Annotated in this window: 16 protein-coding genes; 5 read left to right on the top strand and 11 right to left on the bottom strand. The window is 65.9% G+C overall.

Going from position 1 to position 19727, the window contains the following annotated elements; translation table 11 throughout:
- Positions 1-34: 34 nt before the first annotated feature.
- Positions 35-505, bottom strand: a complete 471-nt coding sequence (locus tag H607_RS0109740) for a Dps family protein (RefSeq protein ID WP_028875278.1) — start codon at positions 503-505, stop codon at positions 35-37.
- Between the two features lie 102 nt (positions 506-607).
- Positions 608-1567, bottom strand: coding sequence for a hydrogen peroxide-inducible genes activator (locus H607_RS0109735; RefSeq protein WP_028875277.1), 960 nt, complete (start codon positions 1565-1567; stop codon positions 608-610).
- 124 nt (positions 1568-1691) lie between these two features.
- Between H607_RS0109735 and H607_RS0109730 the strand changes: the two genes are divergently transcribed.
- Positions 1692-3182, top strand: coding sequence for a DegQ family serine endoprotease (locus H607_RS0109730; RefSeq protein WP_211218536.1), 1491 nt, complete (start codon positions 1692-1694; stop codon positions 3180-3182).
- 25 nt (positions 3183-3207) lie between these two features.
- On the opposite strand, the gene H607_RS0109725 is transcribed toward H607_RS0109730, so the two are convergent.
- The gene (locus H607_RS0109725; RefSeq protein WP_028875275.1) at positions 3208-4821 is read right to left on the bottom strand and encodes a methyl-accepting chemotaxis protein; all 1614 of its coding nucleotides are present in this window, start codon (positions 4819-4821) and stop codon (positions 3208-3210) included.
- A 188-nt stretch (positions 4822-5009) separates the two neighbouring features.
- Between H607_RS0109725 and H607_RS0109720 the strand changes: the two genes are divergently transcribed.
- From H607_RS0109720 to H607_RS0109710, 3 genes are all read left to right on the top strand, one after another.
- Complete coding sequence (locus H607_RS0109720) at positions 5010-5561, top strand: PAS domain-containing protein (RefSeq protein ID WP_028875274.1); 552 nt, start codon at positions 5010-5012, stop codon at positions 5559-5561.
- On the top strand, positions 5558-7114 hold the full coding sequence (locus H607_RS13715) for a methyl-accepting chemotaxis protein (protein WP_051240813.1): 1557 nt from the start codon (positions 5558-5560) through the stop codon (positions 7112-7114). The genes H607_RS0109720 and H607_RS13715 overlap by 4 nt, the downstream gene beginning before the upstream one ends.
- A 73-nt stretch (positions 7115-7187) precedes the next feature.
- The gene (locus H607_RS0109710) at positions 7188-7664 is read left to right on the top strand and encodes a c-type cytochrome (protein WP_051240812.1); all 477 of its coding nucleotides are present in this window, start codon (positions 7188-7190) and stop codon (positions 7662-7664) included.
- Positions 7665-7668: 4 nt separating this feature from the next.
- On the opposite strand, the gene H607_RS12560 is transcribed toward H607_RS0109710, so the two are convergent.
- Both H607_RS12560 and uvrA read right to left on the bottom strand, forming a co-directional pair.
- Positions 7669-8385: a cytochrome b/b6 domain-containing protein gene (locus H607_RS12560; protein ID WP_037990280.1), complete on the bottom strand. Its 717-nt coding sequence runs from the start codon at positions 8383-8385 to the stop codon at positions 7669-7671.
- A 33-nt stretch (positions 8386-8418) separates the two neighbouring features.
- Positions 8419-13917 (bottom strand): excinuclease ABC subunit UvrA, encoded by a 5499-nt coding sequence (gene uvrA, locus H607_RS12555; protein ID WP_051240855.1) that lies wholly within the window; start codon positions 13915-13917, stop codon positions 8419-8421.
- 101 nt (positions 13918-14018) lie between these two features.
- Here uvrA and H607_RS0109695 point away from each other — a divergent pair, with 101 nt between their 5' ends.
- Complete coding sequence (locus H607_RS0109695) at positions 14019-14585, top strand: TMEM165/GDT1 family protein (RefSeq protein ID WP_028875272.1); 567 nt, start codon at positions 14019-14021, stop codon at positions 14583-14585.
- Here the strand turns inward: H607_RS0109695 and pstB are convergent, their stop codons facing one another.
- The 6 genes from pstB to yddG form a co-directional block, all read right to left on the bottom strand.
- Complete coding sequence (pstB, locus tag H607_RS0109690; RefSeq protein WP_037990278.1) at positions 14586-15380, bottom strand: phosphate ABC transporter ATP-binding protein PstB; 795 nt, start codon at positions 15378-15380, stop codon at positions 14586-14588.
- A 23-nt stretch (positions 15381-15403) separates the two neighbouring features.
- Positions 15404-16327, bottom strand: coding sequence for a phosphate ABC transporter permease PstA (gene pstA, locus H607_RS0109685; RefSeq protein ID WP_028875270.1), 924 nt, complete (start codon positions 16325-16327; stop codon positions 15404-15406).
- A gap of 1 nt (position 16328) precedes the next feature.
- The gene (gene pstC / locus H607_RS12550; RefSeq protein ID WP_051240854.1) at positions 16329-17213 is read right to left on the bottom strand and encodes a phosphate ABC transporter permease subunit PstC; all 885 of its coding nucleotides are present in this window, start codon (positions 17211-17213) and stop codon (positions 16329-16331) included.
- Positions 17214-17322: 109 nt separating this feature from the next.
- The gene (locus H607_RS0109675; protein WP_342666657.1) at positions 17323-18285 is read right to left on the bottom strand and encodes a PstS family phosphate ABC transporter substrate-binding protein; all 963 of its coding nucleotides are present in this window, start codon (positions 18283-18285) and stop codon (positions 17323-17325) included.
- A gap of 124 nt (positions 18286-18409) precedes the next feature.
- Positions 18410-18826, bottom strand: a complete 417-nt coding sequence (locus H607_RS12545; RefSeq protein ID WP_051240811.1) for a DUF423 domain-containing protein — start codon at positions 18824-18826, stop codon at positions 18410-18412.
- A complete protein-coding gene (yddG, locus tag H607_RS12540) occupies positions 18823-19722 on the bottom strand; it encodes an aromatic amino acid exporter YddG (RefSeq protein ID WP_037990277.1) in 900 nt (299 codons plus the stop codon). The genes H607_RS12545 and yddG overlap by 4 nt, the downstream gene beginning before the upstream one ends.
- Positions 19723-19727 lie beyond the last annotated feature (5 nt).

The following is a 19727-nucleotide window of genomic DNA, read 5'->3' as shown; positions in this document are numbered from 1 at the left end:
CCGGCCACCGCAGCACATTCTGCGGAAGGAGGGATCACTCGAGCAGGCTACGCAGCATCCAGGCGTTCTTTTCGTGGATCTGCATGCGCTGGGTGAGCAGGTCGATCGTGGGCTGATCGTCGGCCTTTTCCGCCACGGGCAGCGTCTCACGCGCCGTACGCACCACCGCTTCCTGGCCCTTGATGAGATAGCGAATCATGTCTTCGGCTTTGAGGCCGGGCTTGGGCTCTTCGAGGCGGGTAAGCTTGACGAATTCGGCGTAGGTACCGGGTGCAGGATAGCCTAGCGCGCGGATACGTTCGGCGATGTCGTCGACCGCCGTGGCGAGTTCGGTGTATTGCTGCTCGAACATCGCGTGCAGGGTATTGAACATCGGCCCCGTCACGTTCCAATGGAAGTTGTGCGTGGCCAAGTACAGTGTATAGGAATCGGCCAAGAGCTTGGCGAGCCCGTCGGCGATTTTTTTGCGGTCTTCTTCTTTGATTCCGATGTCGATGGTGCTCATTGCTACCTCCTGTGCGTGATCACGAAACCTTGTTGATTCTCACTATAGCCTACGAAGGGGGCATTGCCAAATCGACGGTAACGATCGCCATCTTCGCCGCTTTCAATCGGCGGCGACCGGCTCGGCGACCGCGGCGCGCCGTGGAGAAGGGCCGACCGGGCGCACACCGGGCAGTTGCGCCGCAAAGATGGCGCGGCGCAGCACGTCGATGGCGCCATGGCGCGGATAGGTGACGCGCCACACCAATACCACCCGGCGGTATGGTTCAGGCTCGGCGAAAGGTCGTACCGCAAGCAGAGGGTTCATGCGGGAAGCGTCGTCGGCGGCCGACGAGGGCAACACGGTCACACCCAAACCGCTCGCCACCATGTAACGGATGGTTTCCAGAGAACTACCCGCGAGCGCTTCCTGCAGCGGCGAGCGACGAAGGCACTCGGGGCAGACCTGGAGCACCTGATCACGGAAGCAATTACCCGCCCCCAGCAACAACACGTTTTCCTCCGCGAGCTTGGCCGCCGGAATACGCTCCAGGCTCGTCCAGGGGTGCCCGGACGGCATGAGGACGCGAAAAGGCTCATCGTAGACCGGCTGCGTGACGAGCCCCGGCTCGGAGAAGGGCAGGGCGAGGACGGCGACGTCGATCTCGCCGTGCTTGAGCTGCTCGGCGAGCTTCGAGGTGTAATCCTCGTGAATGATGAGCGGCATCTTGGGAGCGAGCTCATGCACCAGGGGAATGAGCCGTGGCAGCAGATAAGGACCGATGGTGAAAATGACCCCTAGCCGCAAAGGCCCGATGAGGGGATCCTTGCCGGCCTGGGCGATCTCTTCGACGCGCTGCGCCTCGCGCAGCACCCGTTCGGCCTGCTCGGCCACCTGACGCCCGATCTCGGTGAGTTTGACTTCGTTGGGATTGCGCTCGAAGAGCAACACACCGAGATGCTGTTCCAGTTTCTTGATCGCCACGGAGAGCGTCGGCTGACTCACGTGACAACGCTCGGCGGCGCGGCCGAAATGCCGCTCCTGCGCGAGCGCGACGAGATAGCGCAAATCGGTGAGCGTCATGATGCGTTCCTCTTGCCGGCAGCCGTCTTCGGCCAGTGTATCAAATCTTTTTACCATTGATGCCGGCTTTTTGTTCCCGAACGATCCCGTAAAATGGGTTTTTTTCTTGACGGAAGGAGTAGCCATGAAGGGAATAAGTCCGCGGCATCCTACCTCTGCCGGCCTGCGCCGTCGTGGCGCGGCGCTGGCGTTCGCCCTTGCCTTGGGAACGGGCATCGTCGTGCCCGCAGTCGGCGCGGCCGAACCGGCCTTGCGTCCCGTGCTCTTCGGCGGCTCCGAGCAGCGTTTGCCAGATTTCGCCGACCTGGTCGAGCAGGTCACACCAACGGTGGTCAATATCACCGTGGTGAGCCGCTCGAGCGAAGAAGCCCTGCCTTTTCCCTTCGACGAAAACGATCCCTTCTTCGAATTCTTCCGCCGCTTCGGCATCCCGTTGCCCCAAATGCCGGGCGGACGGGGCGAAGCGCCGGTGCAGCGCGGACTCGGTTCCGGCTTCATCGTCTCGTCCGACGGCTACATCCTCACCAATGCCCACGTCGTGGGCAATGGCGATGAGGGAACGGAAGTCACGGTCCAGCTCACCGATGGTCGCAAATTCCCGGCCAAGGTGGTCGGCGCCGATCGCCGCACCGACATCGCAGTGGTCAAGATCGAGGCCAAGGGTCTGCCCACGGTGAAGTTCGGTGATCCCGGGAAGGCCCGGGTCGGCCAGTGGGTGATCGCCGTGGGTTCGCCTTTCGGCTTCGAGCACAGCGTCACCGCCGGCATCATCTCGGCCAAGTCGCGGCGCCTGCCCGACGAAACCTACGTTCCCTTCATCCAGACCGACGCAGCCATCAACCCGGGGAATTCGGGCGGACCGCTCTTCAACATGGACGGGGAAGTGATCGGCATCAACAGCCAGATCTATTCGCGCTCCGGCGGCTACATGGGCATCGCCTTCGCCATCCCCAGTGACGTGGCCCAGGAGGTGAAGGATCAGCTCATCGCCTACGGGCGGGTACAGCGCGGCAAACTCGGCGTGGTCATCCAGGGCATGGACGAGGAACTGGCGAAGAGCTTCGGGCTCGACAAACCCGAAGGGGCGCTGGTCGCCAACGTCGAGGAAGGCGGGCCGGCAGCCAAGGCCGGCATCCAGGCGGGCGACGTCATCGTCGCGGTCGATGGTCAAAAAGTCAAAGATTCCGCCGACCTGCCGCGCCTCATCGGACGGCGCAAACCGGGCGAGGCGGTACGCGTCGAGCTCCTGCGCCAAGGGAAGCGCCTGGAGAAGAGCGTGACGTTGGCCGAATTGGACGAAGAAACCACACGCGCAGCAGCCCCCGGCAAGAAATCGGCCGGAGAGCCGATCGCGGCCGGCATCGCCGTGCGCGCCATCACTGCCCAGGAAGCGAAGGAGCGGGGTCTGGAAGAAGGCGGCGTGCTGGTGACCCGTGTCGAAGGGGCGGCGGCACTCGCCGGCTTGCGTCCAGGTGACGTGATCCTGGCGGTGAACCAGCAGCCGGTGCGCACGCCAGAGGAATTCCGTCAGGCGGTGAACAAAGCCGGCAACCGGTTCGCGGTCCTGGTCGATCGCAACGGCATGCGTTTGTTCATCGCCATCCGACGGCAGTGAGTAAAAGAAGGGGCACGCCGCCCCTTCATTCGACCCGGAATCGACGCACCCGCTCGACGAGCTGCTGCGCCTGAGCCTGTACCTTGGCCACCGCGGAGGCCATGGCATCGACTTCGGCGTCGAGCCGTTGGCTCTCTCGAGCAATCCCCTCGACGGCACCCGCGGCTTGATCGGCGAGTTGGGCTTCGTCGGCGCTGACCTGGACGATGGCATCCAGCCGTCGCCCAACGTCGGCAACCGCCTCTCCTGCTTCGGCAAGCCGCGCCGTAACTTCATCCGAAACGCGGCGTACCTCTTTGAGCTTTTCTTGGCCCGATTCGAAGGCAGCATAGAGACGGTCGCTGCGTTCGACCACGGCGGCGGTGATCTCGTCGATGCGTCCGGCCGCAACGCCGGATTTCTCGGCAAGCTTGCGCACTTCGTCGGCCACCACTGCAAAACCGCGCCCCAGCTCACCTGCGCGTGCCGCTTCGATCGCAGCGTTCAAAGCAAGGAGGTTCGTCTGGTCGGCAATCTCACGCACTTCCTGAGTTATGACGCGAATGTCATGTGATGATTGGGTAAACGATGCCATGGCGTCGACCAGCGAAGTAAGCGCCTGCTCGATCGCAGTAAACGCGTCGACCAGCGCCGCCAGTCGGACGCGGCTCGTTTCGGTGCGCTCACGGCTGACGTGGGAGGCTTCTTGGATGGCAGCGATCTCCCGCGCGACGCTCGACGCGGCCTCATGCAATCGTTCGATCAGGTCCCGCACGCGGGCCACCACCTCGCCCTGGGTTTTCGCACCGGCCCGCACCGCCGTGCCGCTATGCACCATCTCGGCCATCGCCTCTTCGAGCGTGGCGGCCGTACGTTTCACTTCACGCACGAGCTCGGCCACCGTCTCGAGCATGCGGTTGAAACCAGCCGCAGCCGCACCGATCTCGTCGTCGCTCTCCACCGTCAGACGACGCGTCAGATCGCCTTCTCCCTGGGCGATTTCTTCCAGGCTGGCGACCAAGTGCGTGAGCGGACGCGCCACCGAACGGCGCACCACCCAGACGATGACCGATCCCGCGACAACGGCAAGAAGAATGGCAAACCCCCCCACCCAGGCGGCGAAATGGCGGGTGGCCGAGTCGGCCTGCTCGAGCGAGATGCGCATGCTCACTGCGCCGAGCACGGTCCCCTCCGGCACCTGATGGCAGGCGATGCAGTTCTTGCCGAGATATTCAGTGGCCGCCTTGGCCGGATAGACGGCCCGCAGCGCTCGCGAACCGTCCCTTTCTTCGATCGCCAGGTAGGGCTGACCTGAAGCGAGCACCTGCGCTTCCACCGCATCGGGCTCTTTCTCGAGCCCTCCTTTGCCGAAGAGTGCCGTCACCGCCTCGCCGCGCAGCACTTCCAAGCCGCTCACCGCCGTGAGCTTGCGGATCTGGTCGAGAAAGACGTCACGCTGCCCCACCGTGCCGGTGACCATCATCGCCGTGAGCCCGGCCATGGTCATCTCGTTGATCGAAGCGGCGAAGCGCTCGGCCTGGTCGCGCGCCATGGTGCGCGAGGCGGCCATGCTCCAGGCGACCATCACCGCCAGGCCCGCCACCAGCACGATCCCGATCGCGGCGATCAAGCGCCGTGCCACCGAATGTCGTCGTTTCATCGGCCGCTCCTCTCTCGTCTTCTCTCGATCGCCGCGGCAGCGCATCTACCCCGACGGACGAGACATCTCACGATGAAGCATAGCGAAGATTCCCACCCCTACAAGGGCGAAACAGCGAGAGAAAATCCTTTAGTTTTCCGCTTGGTTTTCCGATAATGCTTTTTCCCCTGGAGGGAGGAGAAGCACCCATGAAACCGAAGATCACCCCGACCAACGTAGAAGTCCACTTCTCGCCCGACGAGATCATCGTCAGCAAGACCGACCTCAAAGGTCGCATCACCTACGCCAACCGGGTGTTCATGCGGGTGGCCGACTATGCCGAAGACGACCTGCTGGGCGTGCAGCACAACATCGTGCGCCACCCCGACATGCCCCGCGGCGCCTTCAGGCACCTGTGGGACACGATCCAGCGAGGTGAGGAGTGGTTCGGCTTCGTCAAGAACATGACCGCCAAGGGGCATTACTACTGGGTGTTCGCCAACGTGACGCCGGATCTCTATCAGGGCGAACCCTTGGGCTATTTCTCCGTACGACGGCAGGCGCCGCACAGCGCGATCGAGGCGATCGTGCCGATCTACGCCGAAATGCTGCGCATCGAGCGAGAGGCCGGTCCGGCCAAGGCGTGTGAAGCCTCTCTCGCCTGGCTGAGCCGGACTTTGGACGAACTCGGCACGACCTATGAAAATTTCGTCCTGGATCTTTTCTTCGGACGACGCACGGGCAAAGGAACACGGTCATGAGCACGAAAACAGACGCTCTTTTTGCGCCGACCAGCGAGGTCAGCCGCACGATTCCCTTCCTACGCCAGCGGCTGCTCTATACGGCCATTGCCTTCGTCGTCGCCGTTTGGCTCTTTGCCGCCTATTCGCTCTGGCAGCATGGCCTTACCCCCCCGAACGTGATCGTGCCTCTGCTATCGATGGCATTCGCCTGGTTTGCCTATCGTTGGACGGCCAAGCCTCTCCTCGCCCTGGCACGGATGTCAGAGGTGATTTCACTGGCCAAACAGGGACAGCTCAGCGCGCGTATCACAGGAACGAAAGGGTTGGGAGAAATCGGCAAGGTGGCCTGGGAGCTCAACGATCTCCTGGATTTCATCGAAGCCTATTTCAAGGACGTCAATACCTGTTTCCAGCGGGCTTCCCAAGGAGATTTCCACCGCCATGCCTTCACCGACGGCATGCCCAGCGAACTGAAGCGCTCGATGGAATCGATCAACCATGCTCTTGCGAAGATGCAGGAAGCCGCCGATTTCGCCGCCAAGAATCGCCTCAACAGTGCCCTACATCAGATCAACGTCGACAATCTGTTGCGCAACCTTGCCGGTAACCAGTCCGACCTCATGGAAGTGAGCGGGCGCATGGATGAAGTCGAAAAACTCGCCCTGCACAACCAACGAGGCGCTTCGGAGAGCCTGGCGACGGCGCGTCAGCTCGCTCAGGCCCTGGGCACGATCGATCACAACATGGCGGCGATGGCCGAAACCGCCGGCTCGCTCGAAGGCGCGAGTCAATCGATCGGCCGCACGGTGCAGATCATTTCCGAGATCACCGAGCAGACGAACTTGCTTGCCTTGAACGCCGCGATCGAAGCCGCCCGGGCCGGAGAGCTGGGACGAGGCTTCGCCGTGGTGGCCGACGAAGTGCGCAAGCTTGCCGAACGCACGCGGGTGGCCACCGACGAAATCGGCGGGGTCATCGGTCAGTTGCGCGACCGCGTATCGACGATGGTGCAGCAGACCCGTGCCATGAGCGAAGAAGCGAAGACCGTCAGCGACCAGGTCCAAGGATTCGAGCATCGCTTCGAAGCGGTCGCCCAATCGGCCGAGGCGACGATCTCGGCGCTCGAGCAGGCCAAGGACTTGACCTTTGCCTCGCTGGTGAAGCTCGATCACATCATCTACATGCAGCGTGGCTATGTCGCCGCCGAGCGCAGCGGCGAAGGTGAAGAAGCCAAAACCGTGCAAGTCGATCACATGGGATGCCGCTTGGGCAAATGGTATTACGACGGATATGGCAAAGCGCACTTCTCCGGCACCCCTGCCTATCGGGCCCTCGAAGAGCCCCATCGGCGGGTTCACTCTGGCGTGCGCGCCGCCATCGAACTTGCGCGGCAAAACTGGCTGCGCGATGCCACCATTCTGGATGGCATCATCGAGAACATGCGCCAGGCCGAGTCGGCCAGCCAAGAGGTCATCCGCCTCATCGGCGAGATGGTGCGGCAGAAATACGGCGGATCCTCCTCTCCCGGGGCCGCCGTGGGGTCACCGAGCCGAAGGGCGAGCGCGGTATGAAAGGGCTTTCCTTCGCCATTCCCGGGGACATCGTCTATACTAAAACGACATTCCCTGTTTACGGAGAAAACTCATGAAGAAACTGCCCAAGATCCTGCTCTTCGCCACCGCCATGGGGCTTGCCGGCGCCGCAGCCGCCCAGGCGCTCAAACCGGAAGAGAAAGTGAAGTACCGTCAGGCCGCCTACACGTTCATGGCTTGGAACATGGAGAAGATCAAGGCGCAGGTGGTCGACGGCAGCGCCCCCTTCGATCAGGCCCAGGTGGCGGCAGCCGCCAACGCCATCGCCGCCGCAGCCAATTCCGGCATGGGCGCGCTCTACAGCCCCGACACGGTGGGTGCCGTCGGTTTCCACAAGAGCCGGCTGAAGAAGGAATTCTTCGAGCAGCCCGACGAAGTGCGGCAGGTAGCGACCAACTTCGCCGAACAGGCGAACAAACTGGCCGAAGTGGCCGCCGCCGGCGACAAGGCGGCAATCGCCAAGCAGTTCGGCGAAGTGGGCAAGGCCTGCAAATCCTGCCACGACAAGTTCCGCATGAAAGAAGACTGAATCCTCACCAGTCCATTCCCGGCGTCGGCGCTACCGGCGCGGGCGCCGGGATCCAGACGCCGCTCGCCAGATACACCACGGCAAGCGCCACCGCCACGGTGAGCGCGAGGCGCAGCGCGTAGGTCTTGTTCCCCCATTCCACCCGCGGCACGTCCTGCACGCCCGGCGGCAGCCGGCGATAGCCGGTGACCATGGGGCGCACCAGATCTTCCTTTTTCACCACGGCATAGAAGACGATGGCGCCCACGTGCAGCAGCACGATCAGCCATAAGAGCGGCTCGAGCGCGCGGTGCCAGTGCGTGAGGCGGATCTGCCAGTCAGGGTCGACGAGCCGCGCGAGCGGTCCGCGAAAGGCGATCTCGTCGTAGGTGAAAAGCCCCAGGAGCGCCTGCAGGCCGAAGAGTCCGAGGAGCGCCAGCACCGAGAGCGCGCCCAGAGGGTTGTGCCCCACGCCGTGCCATTGCCCGCGCAGGTAGGTGAGGATCTCGCGGGGTCCGCGCACGAAGGCGCAAAAGCGCGCCGTCTGCGGCCCGACGAAGCCCCACTGCAGCCGCCAGACGATGAGCCCCAAGACCGCCAGCCCGAAACCCTGGTGCCAGCGCATGGCGTTGCCGCCGATCTTGACCGAGATGACCGCCCCGACCACGCAGGCGACCAGCGACCAGTGAAAGAGCCGCAGCGCCGGATCCCAGACGGGGATGTCGCGATGCTCATGTGCCATCGTCTTCTCCTCACTTGCACGGAATACGCTCGTTCACTTCAGTAAAGCATCTTTGCGGCGGGAAAGCACCCGCTCGAGCGCCTCGCACGTCGCCCCGCTTGCCCGCCGTTGCAGGGATTCCACGGTTCCCTGGTGGACCAGTCGACCGCCTTCGTCCCCGCCACCGGGGCCGAGGTCGATGAGCCAATCGGCTTCGAGCCACACGTCCGGGTCGTGTTCGATGACCACCACCGTGTGGCCGTTCTCCACCAGGCGGTGCAACACGTGCAGCAGTTTCTCGATGTCGGCGAGGTGCAGCCCTACGGTGGGTTCGTCGAGCAGATAGAGGGTAGGGGTGTTCGCCGGCCGGGAGAGCTCGGCGACCAGCTTGAGCCGCTGCGCCTCCCCACCGGAGAGGGTCGGGCTGGGCTGCCCCAGGCGCAAATAGCCCAGGCCGACTTCTTCCATCCAGCGCAACGGCCGCGCGATCGCGGGATGGGCGGCGAAGAATTCCGCCGCCTGCGCCACCGTCATCGTCAGCACGTCGGCGATGCTCGCCCCGCGCCAGCGCACCTGCAGGGTCTCGGCGCGGTAGCGGCTGCCGCCGCAGGCCTCGCACGGTTCGCGCACGTCGGGCAGGAAGGCCATTTCCACCGTGATCATGCCCTGCCCCTCGCACACCGGGCAGCGGCCCTCGCCGGTATTGAAGGAGAACCACGCCGGGGCCCAGCCGCGGGTCCGCGCATCCTGCGTCTCGGCGAACAGCCGACGGATGGGATCGAACACCTTGAGGTAGGTGGCCGGGCAGGAGCGGGGGGTCTTGCCGATAGGCGTCTGGTCGACTTCGAGCAGCCGCGTGAGCGCTTCGCCGCCTTCGAGGCGCTCGCAACCGACGGGTCGGCCCTGGCGCAGGCTCTCGGCGAGCACCTCGCGTACCAGGGTCGATTTGCCCGAGCCGGACACGCCGGTGACCACGATGAGGCGCGCGAGCGGCAGACGCACATCGATGCCCTGCAGGTTGTGGCGGCGCGCCCCGCGCACCCACAGGCTCGGCGTGTCGTCGGCGACGGGTCGCGGCGGTGCCAGGCGGTGCGCGATGGGGGTGCGCAGCATCTTGCCGGTGAGCGAACGCGGCGAGGCGAGGATGACCGGCAGCGGCCCTCGAGCCACTACTTCACCGCCGTGTTCGCCCGCACCGGGGCCGAGGTCGATCACCTCGTCGGCGCTGCGGATCATCGCCTCGTCGTGCTCGACTACCAGCACGGTATTGCCGCGGCGCTGCAACCGCCGCAGCATGGCGATGAGGCGCTCGTCGTCGCGCGGATGCAGGCCGATGGTGGGTTCGTCGAGCACGTAGCACACGCCGCGCAGGGTCGAGCCGAGCTGGGCGGCGAGCCGGATACGCTGGGCTTCTCCCCCCGAGAGCGTGGGCGCGGCGCGCTCCAGCGTGAGGTAACCCAGCCCCGCTTCGCACAGAAAAGCGAGGCGCTGCGCGATCTGCGGCAAGACTTCGGCGGCGATGCGCCGGCTGCGTTCGTCCCACTGCGCGACGGCCGTATCGAACCACGGCGCCAGGCGCGCGAGCGGCAGGCGCGACAGCTCCGGCAGGCTCGTCCCCTGTAGCCGCACGGCGCGGGCGTAGGCATTGAGCCGGCTGCCGCCGCACTCGGGGCAAGTCTGGGCGGTGACGAGGCGCCCTTCGACCTCGCGCTCCGCATCCAAGGACAGCGGCCGGCCATCGCGCAGCGTCGCGCCTTCGCCCAGCAGTTTCCGGCCGGTGCCGAGGCAAGCCGGGCACCACCCCAGGGGCGAATGCTGCGAGAAGAGACGTGGATCGAGGGGCGGGGCGCCCTTGCCGCAAGAGGGGCAGACGTGGGCACCGGCGAAGAGGTGCCAATGCCCCTGCCCGTCGCGCACCTTCACGCCTTCACCCGCTTCCAGCGCTTCCTGCACGGCCCGCTGTAATGCGTCCCCATCGGCGGATTCGAGCCGGGCGATCGGCAGGTCGATGTCGTGCTCGCGGTAGCGGTCGAGCTTGGGCCAGGGGTCGGTGGGCACTTCCTCGCCATCGACGAGCAGCGTCGTCACGCCCCGTCGTGCCGCCCAGGCCGCTAATTCTTTATAGATCCCCTTGCGGCGGCGCACGAGCGGGGCGTAGAGGGAAAGCGGCGGGGGCAGGTGCGCCAGGCGCTGCGCCAAGGATCCGGCGGCGAGCGGCTCGAGCGCCACGCCGCACTCGGGACAATGGGGCGTACCGAGGCGGGCATAGAGCAGCCGCAGGAAAGGGGCGATCTCGGTGAGCGTGCCCACCGTGCTCTTGTAGCCGCCGCGGCTGGTGCGCTGTTCGATGGCGACGGTGGGCGACAGCCCCTGGATGCGACCCACCGCGGGGGGCGGGGGCGGCTGCACGAACTGGCGCGCGTAGGCATCGAGCGCGGTGAGATAGCGCCGCTGCCCTTCGGCGAAGACGATGTCGAAAGCGAGCGTGGATTTGCCCGAACCGGACACGCCCGTGACCACGGTGAGCCGCTCCCGCGCGATCGTCACGTCGAGGTGTTTGAGGTTGTGTTCGTGCGCATCGAAGATCTCGATCGCGCGCGGTGGCGCGGGACCGTACAAAGGGGTCGGCTCGGCGGCAAGGGGCAGGGACGGGGCGATGAAGGCGCCAGTGCGCTCGCGCAAAGCCCGGCCGGTGGCGGTCTCGGCCGTGGCGAGCAGGGGCGGAGGGCCTTCGAAGACGATGCGACCGCCTTTTTCCCCTCCTTCGGGGCCCAGTTCGACCACCCAATCCGCGGCGGCGATCACGTCGAGGTGATGTTCGACCACCACCACCGCTTCGCCCTGCTCGACCAGTTCCTCGAGCACGCGCAGCAGGCGCGCCACCTCGTGTTGGTGCAGCCCCGTGGTGGGTTCGTCGAGCACGTAGAGCGTCTTGCCGCCGCGGCGACGTTCGGCGAGCCGCGCGGCGAGCTTGAGGCGCTGGGCTTCGCCACCGGAGAGCGTCGGCGTGGGTTGCCCCAGCCGAAGATAGCCGAGCCCGAGCGCGACGAGCGGCTGCAGGCGCGCCATGGCCGCCTTGGCCCCGGGCAGGCGGGAAAGCAGCGCCAGCGCCTCGTCCACCGTGAGCTCCAGCCATTCGGCGGCGTTCTTGCCGGCGAGCCGCACGCGCAAGACCTCGTCCCGGAAGCGCTGGCCGTCGCACACCGGGCAGCGCAGGTAGACGTCGGCAAGGAACTGCATCTCGACGTGTTCGAACCCCGAACCGCCGCAGGCGGGACAGCGCCCTTCCCCCGCGTTGAAGCTGAAGCTTCCGGCAGTGAAGCCGTGGGCGGCGGCTTCGGGCTGGGCGGCGAAGGCGCGGCGCAGCTCGTCCCAGGCGCCGGTCACCGTCACCGGCATGGAGCGCGCGCTCTTGGCGAGCGGCGTCTGGTCGACCCAGACGAGATCGGTGAGCGCCTGCGCTCCTTCGAGCGCATCATACGGTCCCGGGGCCTCGGCCTCGCGCCCGAGCGCCCGGGCGAGCGCCGGTACGAGGACGTTCTCGACCAGGGTGGACTTGCCCGAGCCCGACACCCCGGCGATCACCGTCAGCCCCGAGAGAGGCAGTGCCAAGTCGATGCTTTTCAGGTTATGCTCGCGCGCCCCGTAGAGTCGCAACCAAGGACTTTCGCCCACCTCGCGCGGGGTTCGCTCCGCCTGCACCCGCAAGCGACCGCCGAGGTAGGCGCCGGTGAGAGAGGCCGGATGCGCGGCGACGGCGGCGGGCGGACCTTCGGCCACCAGGCGCCCCCCTTGGGCCCCGGCACCCGGCCCGAGGTCGATCACCCAATCGGCCGCGGCGATCACCTGCGGATCGTGCTCGATCACTACCACCGTGTTGCCCAGATCCACCAGCCGGCGGATCGCGCCGATGAGCCGCGCCACGTCGCGGGCGTGCAGACCGGCGGTCGGCTCTTCCAGCACGAAGAGCGTCTCCACCAGCGAGGTGCCGAGCGCCGTGGTCAAATGGATGCGTTGCAACTCGCCGCCCGAGAGGGTACGCGAGGCGCGATCGAGGGTGAGGTACCCCAGGCCCACCTCGCACAGATAGCTCAGGCGCGTCTCGATTTCCTCGAACACCTGCCGCAGGGTCTTGCCTTGGATGCCGGCCGCGCAGCGACGCACGAAGGCGGCCGCCTCCTCGACCGGCAGGGCGAAGAGCTCGGGCAGGTCGTGGCCGGGAAGGCGTCCGGGTGGCGGCGTCTCGTCGGCGGCGGTCAACCGCCAGGCGAGCGCCTCCGGCTTGAGGCGTGCGCCGTGGCAGTCGGGGCAGACGGTGTAGCTGCGGTAGCGCGACAGCAGCACCCGCACGTGCATCTTGTAGGACTTGGATTCGAGCCACTCAAAGTAGCGGCGCACGCCGTACCAATGCTGCGGCCAGCTGGTCTCCCAATCGGCCCAGTCGGGATCGCCTTCGAGCACCCAACGTCGTTCCGTCTCGCTCAATTCGCGCCAGGGCACGTCCAGGCGCACGCCGGCGGCCGGAGCGAGCATCTCCAGTTCCTGCTGGCATTGCGCCGAGAATCCTCCCTGCCAGGGACGGATCGCCCCTCGGCGCAGGGAAAGCGACGGGTCCGGGATCACTTTGTCCCAATCGATGCCGATCACCCGCCCAAAACCACGGCAGGTCGGACAGGCGCCCACCGGTGAATTGAAGGAGAAGAGACCCGGCGAAGGATCGGAAAAAGTCCGATCGCAAGCCCCGCAATAGCGCTCGCGGCGGTATTCCCGTGCGGGAATCCGCTCGCAAAAAGGAGGCTCACCCGTCTCCGGTGGCTCACCCAGCCGATTTCGCAGTTCGTCCCAGTCGGCCACCGCCAGGCGTCCCTGTCCCTGGGCGAAAGCCGCTTCCAGCGCTTCGAGCAAACGCCGTTCCTCGATCGTTTCGAGGCGGAAGCGATCCTGCATCACCCACCACCACCAATTCCCGTCCCCTGCGGGCGTACGGGCGACGACGCGCGCGTAGCCTTGGGCGGCGAGCCCGGCGCGTACCGTCTCGGCGGGCAGGCGTTCGGGCACCGGCAAGGGGAAGAGCACGGCGAGCCGCGCGGCCGGGGCAAAACGCCGCCGCAGGTCTGCAGCCACCGTCTCCGGCGTGTGGGGTACGATCTCCTCGCCGCAGCCGGGGCAGAAAAGGCGCGCAGCGCGGGCGTAGAGCCATTTGGCATGATCGGCGATCTCGGTGAGCGTACCCACCGTCGAGCGCGAAGTGCGCACGCTGGTGCCGCCTTCGATGGCAATCGCCGGCAGCACCCCCTCGACCTCGTCGACCTCGGGCGCGTCCAGGCGCTCGAAGAACTGACGCGCATAGGGCGAGAAGGTCTCGACGTAGCGGCGCTGCCCCTCGGCATAGAGCGTCTCGATCACGAGCGATGATTTCCCCGCGCCCGAGACGCCGGTCACGGCGATGAACCGCCCCGTGGGCAGCTCGACATCGAGGTTCTTCAGGTTGTGCTGGCGCGCGCCGCGGATGCGGATACAGGAAGCAGTCGATCTTTCCTCGTCTTCGTGCATGGGTCCCCGTGCGTTACGGCCGGCGAACCCGCCGGCGAACTTTACGATCATAGCAAGTGCGTCGCTATAATGCGACTCACCCCGCCACTGACCGCCAGCCAATGGAAGCTTTTCTCACCGCCACCGGGCTCGTCGCGCTCGCCGAAATCGGCGACAAGACCCAGCTCCTCTCGCTCGTGCTCGCCGGACGCTATCGTGCGCCGTGGACGATCTGCGCGGCGATTTTCTTTGCCACACTCGTCAATCACGCCGGTGCCGCGGCGCTGGGCGCGGCGGTGACGCAGTGGCTCGGGCCGGACGTGCTGCGCACGGTCACCACCCTTTCCTTCGTCGCGCTGGGGTTGTGGATGCTGGTACCGGATACGATCGACGAAGACGAGACGAAGACGCGGCCGGCGGCGACGCTCACTCGCATCTTCACGATCGTGTCTTCCGCGTTCTTCCTTGCCGAGATGGGGGACAAGACGCAGCTCGCCACCGTGGCGCTCGCCGCGCACTATTCGCCCTGGGCGGCGGTGGTGACCGGAACCACCGTCGGCATGATGCTCGCCAACGCCCCGGTGGTGTGGTTCGGCGAGCGGATCACGCGCCGGCTGCCGGCCAAGACGATCCACCTGGTCGCGGCGCTCGCCTTCGTCCTGCTCGGCATCGCGGCCTGGTGGTGGTGATCAGCCGAAGCGCCCGGTGATGTAGTCCTCGGTCTGTTTCTTGCGCGGGCGCACGAAGAGTTCGTCGGTACGGCCGAATTCGACGAGCTCGCCCAGATACATGAAAGCGGTGTAGTCCGAGATGCGCGCCGCCTGCTGCATGTTGTGGGTGACGATGAGGATGGTCACCTTGTCCCGGATCTCGGTGACGAGCTCCTCGATGCTCGCCGTGGCGATGGGATCGAGGGCGGAGGTGGGCTCATCGAAAAGGATGAGCTCCGGATCGGCGGCCAAGGCCCGGGCGATGCACAGCCGCTGCTGCTGCCCGCCGGAGAGGTTGAAGGCCAGATCGTCGAGCCGATCCTTGACCTCGTCCCACAGCGCCGCCCCGCGCAGCGCCTCTTCGACTTTTTCCTCCAGCACCGAGCGGCGCCGCTCGCCGCGCACCATCAGGCCGTAGGCGACGTTGTCGAAAATCGACTTGGGAAAGGGGTTGGGTTTCTGGAACACCATGGAGATGCGCATGCGAATCTCGATGGGGTCGACCTCGGCCGAGACGAGATTGACATCGTCGGGATAGAGCCGAATCTCGCCCCCGTAGCGGTTGCCGGGATAGAGGTCGTGCATGCGGTTGAAGCTACGCAGCAGCGTCGACTTGCCACAGCCCGAAGGGCCGATCAGCGCCGTGACGCGGCGCTCGGCCACCGGCAGGTTGATGTTCTTCAGCGCGTGGTGGTTGCCATAGTAGAAATTGAAGTTGCGCGCCTCGGCCTTGAGCGGCTCGGTCACTACGGCATGGGGGGTCTGATCGGTCATGCGTGCTTTTCCCGGGAAAAGGATTACCACTTCAGATTGCGGCGCACGCGCGCGCGCAGCCAAATGGCGATGCCGTTCATCACCAACGTCGCCACGATGATGACGATGCCGGTGGCGGCGGCGTTGACATGGAAGGCGGCTTGCGGGCGCGACAGCCAGTTGAACATCTGGATGGGCAGCACCGTGAAGGGGGAGAAGAGCCAGTCGAAGGGGCCAGCGGGAGGATCGCCGGTGAAGGGCGCCGGCGGCAGGAAAGCGATGAAGGTGAGCGCGCCGATGGTGATGATGGGAGCGGTCTCCCCCACGGCCCGCGCCATACCGATGATGACACCAGTGTAGATGCCGCCCGAGGCATAGGGGATGAGGTGGTTGCTCACCACCTGCCAGCGCGTCGCCCCCAAGGCGTAGGCCGCCTCGCGGATGGACACGGGGATGGCGCGCAGCGCCTCACGGGTGGCCACGATGATGATGGGCAGGATGAGCAGTGCCAGCGTGAGCCCGGCGGTGAGGATGCTGTGACCCAAACCCAGCAGATAGACGAAAAGCCCCAAGGCGAGCAGGCCATAGATGATGGAAGGCACTGCCGCGAGATTGCTCACGTTGACTTCGATGAGTTCGGTGATCCAGTGTTTGGGCGCATATTCCTCGAGATAGACCGCCGCGGCCACACCCAGGGGCACGGCGGTGAGGGCGGTGACCAGCATCACCAGTGCCGAGCCCACCCAGGCCGAGAGGATGCCGGCGCGCTCGGGGTGGCGCGAAGGAAAGTTGAGGAAGAAATCCGGGCGCAGACGGCTCCAGCCGTCGATCACCAGGTCGACGAAGAGCACGGTGAGCACGACGACACCGAGCATCGTCGCCAGCAGCCCGATACCGCCGAAGATGAGATCCCAGCGGCGATTCTTGGCGATGACCGCCCGCAGACGGGAGAGATCGGTCTTGACCATCTCAATACACCTCGCGGAAACGCTTGCGCAGCATCTGACCGAGCAGGTTGAAGAAGAGGGTGATCACCACGAGCACCAACCCGACGGCGAAGATGCTCTGATAGCCGATCGAGCCGTGCGGCAGGTCGCCCATGGCCACCTGCACGATGTAGGCGGTGATGGTGGCGGCCGGTTCGCGTGGATCGAAAGTGAAATTGGGCTGCTGTCCGGCGGCGATCGCCACCACCATGGTCTCGCCCACGGCGCGCGAGATCCCCAGCACGAAGGCGGCCATCACCCCCGAGAAGGAGGCGGGGAGCACCACCCGGAGCGCGGTCTGGAAGCGCGTCGCCCCCATGGCGTAGGATCCCTCGCGTAGCGCCATGGGCACGGCACGCATGGCGTCTTCCGACACCGAGGCGACGTAGGGCACGATCATCAGCCCGATCACCAGCCCCGCGCTCAGCATGTTGAACCCGGCCAGGTCGGGAATGATCTTTTGCAGCAGCGGCGTGACGAAGAGCAGGGCGAAGTAGCCATAGACGATGGTCGGTATCCCTGCCAGCAACTCGAGGAAAGGCTTGAGCACCTGCGCCACACGCGGCGGCGCGAATTCTGACAGAAAGACGGCGATGAGAAAGCCCAGAGGCGCAGCCACCACGAAGGCGATCACGGAGGTGACCACCGTACCGGTGAGCAGTGGCAGCATGCCGTAGTGCGCGTTCTCGAAAAGCGGCGTCCACTGGGTGCCGGTGAGGAATTCCACCAGCGACACGTGGCGGAAGAAGACCGCCCCTTCATAAAGAAGGATGGCCACGATGGCCACCGTCACCGCCACGGCGAAAAAAGCGGCCAGAAAAAGGATGCCCTCGACGAGGCGCTCGCGCGCGTTGCGCACGCGTCGCATCGCGCGAATGCGGTCGAGATAACTCTCGCCCTGCTGGGACGGGGTCGTTTCGGACGTCATGATCCCTCGAAGGAAGCGCACGGGAAAGGGAAAACGGGTCGGGGGGTGCTCACCGGGTCGTCTCGCGCTGCAGCAGCTCTTCGACCTGCACCCCCACTTCCGGCACGCCGCCGAAGGCCGTACCCGTTTTCAGGGCACGGAAATTGGCCAGCGCCAGGGCGTAGGCCTTTTCCGGCAGATCGACGTAGCCCACCTCCCGGGCGAGCTCGGCGGCGTGCTGGAGATAAAATTCGACGAATTCGCGCACCTGGGGTTTGTCCCGTGCCGAAGCGGCATTGACATAGAGGAAGATGGGCCGCGACAGGGGCTGGTACATGCCGGATTTTACCGCCTCGACGCTGGGCGTCACGGCGGGCGAGGATTCGTCTTTCTTGATGCGGACGGCCTTCACCTTGTCGGCGTTTTCCAGGTAGTAGGCGAGTCCGAAGTAGCCCAGCGCGCCACGGTCACGGCTGACGAACTGCACGATCACGTTGTCGTCTTCCGAAGCGAGATAGTCGCCACGGCTCGACTTCGGCCGACCGACCACGGCCTCGGTGAAATAATCGAAAGTCCCGGAATCGGCGCCGGGACCGGCGAGCTTGAGGGAGCGCGAAGGAAAGCGCTCCGACACCTGGTGCCAATCTTCGATCACGCCTTGGGCGGCCGGCTCCCATATTTTCTTGAGCTCGGCCACGGTGAGCTCGTCGGCCCAGTCATTCTGGGGATGCACGACCACTGTGATGGCGTCGAAGGCGATCGGCAGCTCGACGTACTCGATGCCGGCCTCACGGCAGGCTTTCATTTCCTCGGCCATGATGGGGCGCGATGCATCGGAGATGTCCGTTTCGCCGCGGCAGAATTTCTTGAAGCCGCCACCGGTACCGGACACGCCCACGGTCACCTTGACCGCACCGCGCGTCTGCGTGAGGTATTCCTCGGTGACGGCCTCGGTGATGGGATAGACGGTACTCGAGCCGTCGATGCGGACGAACTTCTCCTCGACGCGGCCGCAGCCCGGCACGCAAGCCATCGCCAGCACCGCGAGCCACACGCCTTTGCGCAGTTCCATGAAACCGGTTCCTCGAGACAAGAAGGGAGCGCAGGGTTGGAAAAAACGCCGCAAAAATAGGGGGATCGTTACGGTTTTGTGAATTTTACCGCGTCCCGGCCGCAGATGCGCCGTCGGCACGCATCACGCCCAGGCCGAAACTCGCCCACCCGGCAAGCAGCAGTATCCCGCCCAGCGGTGTCACCCACACCAGCGGCCACCATTGCGTGAAGGCATAAGCGTAGAGGCTGCCGCAGAAGGCGATCACCCCGCCCGTCCACAGCCCCGCCGCGAGGCTCAAGGCCCGGTGCCTCCAGCCCGCGGCCCCCAGCACTCCCAGAGCGAAGAGCGCCAGGGCATGGACGAACTGGTAAAACACCGCCGTTTGCACGTTCTCGTAGAGCGCGGCGGCAAGACGTGGCCGCAACACATGCGCCCCGAACGCGCCCATGGCCACCCCCAGAAAACCGAAGCACGCCGCCGCGAACAAAGGAAAAAGCACGGGGGAAGTGATGCGTTTCATGCGCCCTCCTCCCCGACCCGACCGTCGACGCGTGACCGGCGCTCCCAACCCGCCACCAGCGAGCCGCCCACGATCGCCAGCGCCGCAGCAGCGAGTCGCGCGCTGGGTTCGGCCAAACCCAGAATCATCAGCAAGAGCACGGAGATGAGCGGAGCCGCGTAAGAGAGCACCCCGAGCAGCGCGATGTCCCCGTGCTTGACGCCATGATCCCAGGTGAAGAACGCCACTCCCACCGGACCCAGCCCCAGGGCGAGCAGCGCGCACCAGCCCATCGCCCCGTCGGGCCATACCGTCGGCTCCCAAGCGAAGTGCGCCATCCAGGCAAGGAGCGCCGTCGCCCCGCAGAACCACCCCACCGCCTCGCTCGGCACGCGCGGCAACAGACGCGAGAGCACGGAATAGGCCGACCAGATGAGGGCGCAGGCAGCGGCGAGCAGATAGCCCCTCACGTACGTCGAATCGAAACCGGCGTTGCCCCCGAGCAACACCCACACGCCGCCGAGTGCCAGCGCCGCCCCGACGAGGTGACGCAGCCGCAGGCGCTCGCCCGGCAGCAAGGCGGCAAAGAGCACGATCAGCAGCGGCCACAGATAGGCGATGAGGCTCACTTGCACCGCGGGCGCCCGCTGCATGGCGGCGAAATAACAGGCGTGGTAACCGAAGAGCCCGCCCACCCCCAGCAGCCACGCGGCAAGCGGCTGGCGCGCCAAGGCAAGACCCCAGTGACCCTGCAGACGCCAGCGCAGCAGCATGAGGACGAACGCCAGGGTGAAGCTGGTCGCGAGCAGCTGAAACGGCGGGATGCGCCCGCCGGTGAGCGCCGTGAGCGGCGCGAGCGTCCCCCACAGGGCGATGGCGCTCGCTCCGATGAGGGTGGCGCGAACGATGGGTTTCATGGCTC

Origin of the sequence: Tepidiphilus margaritifer DSM 15129 (genome assembly GCF_000425565.1) — a bacterium.
Lineage (GTDB): Bacteria > Pseudomonadota > Gammaproteobacteria > Burkholderiales > Rhodocyclaceae > Tepidiphilus > Tepidiphilus margaritifer.
Note: the sequence above shows the minus strand (reverse complement) of the source record. Positions and strands in the feature narration are given on the sequence as shown.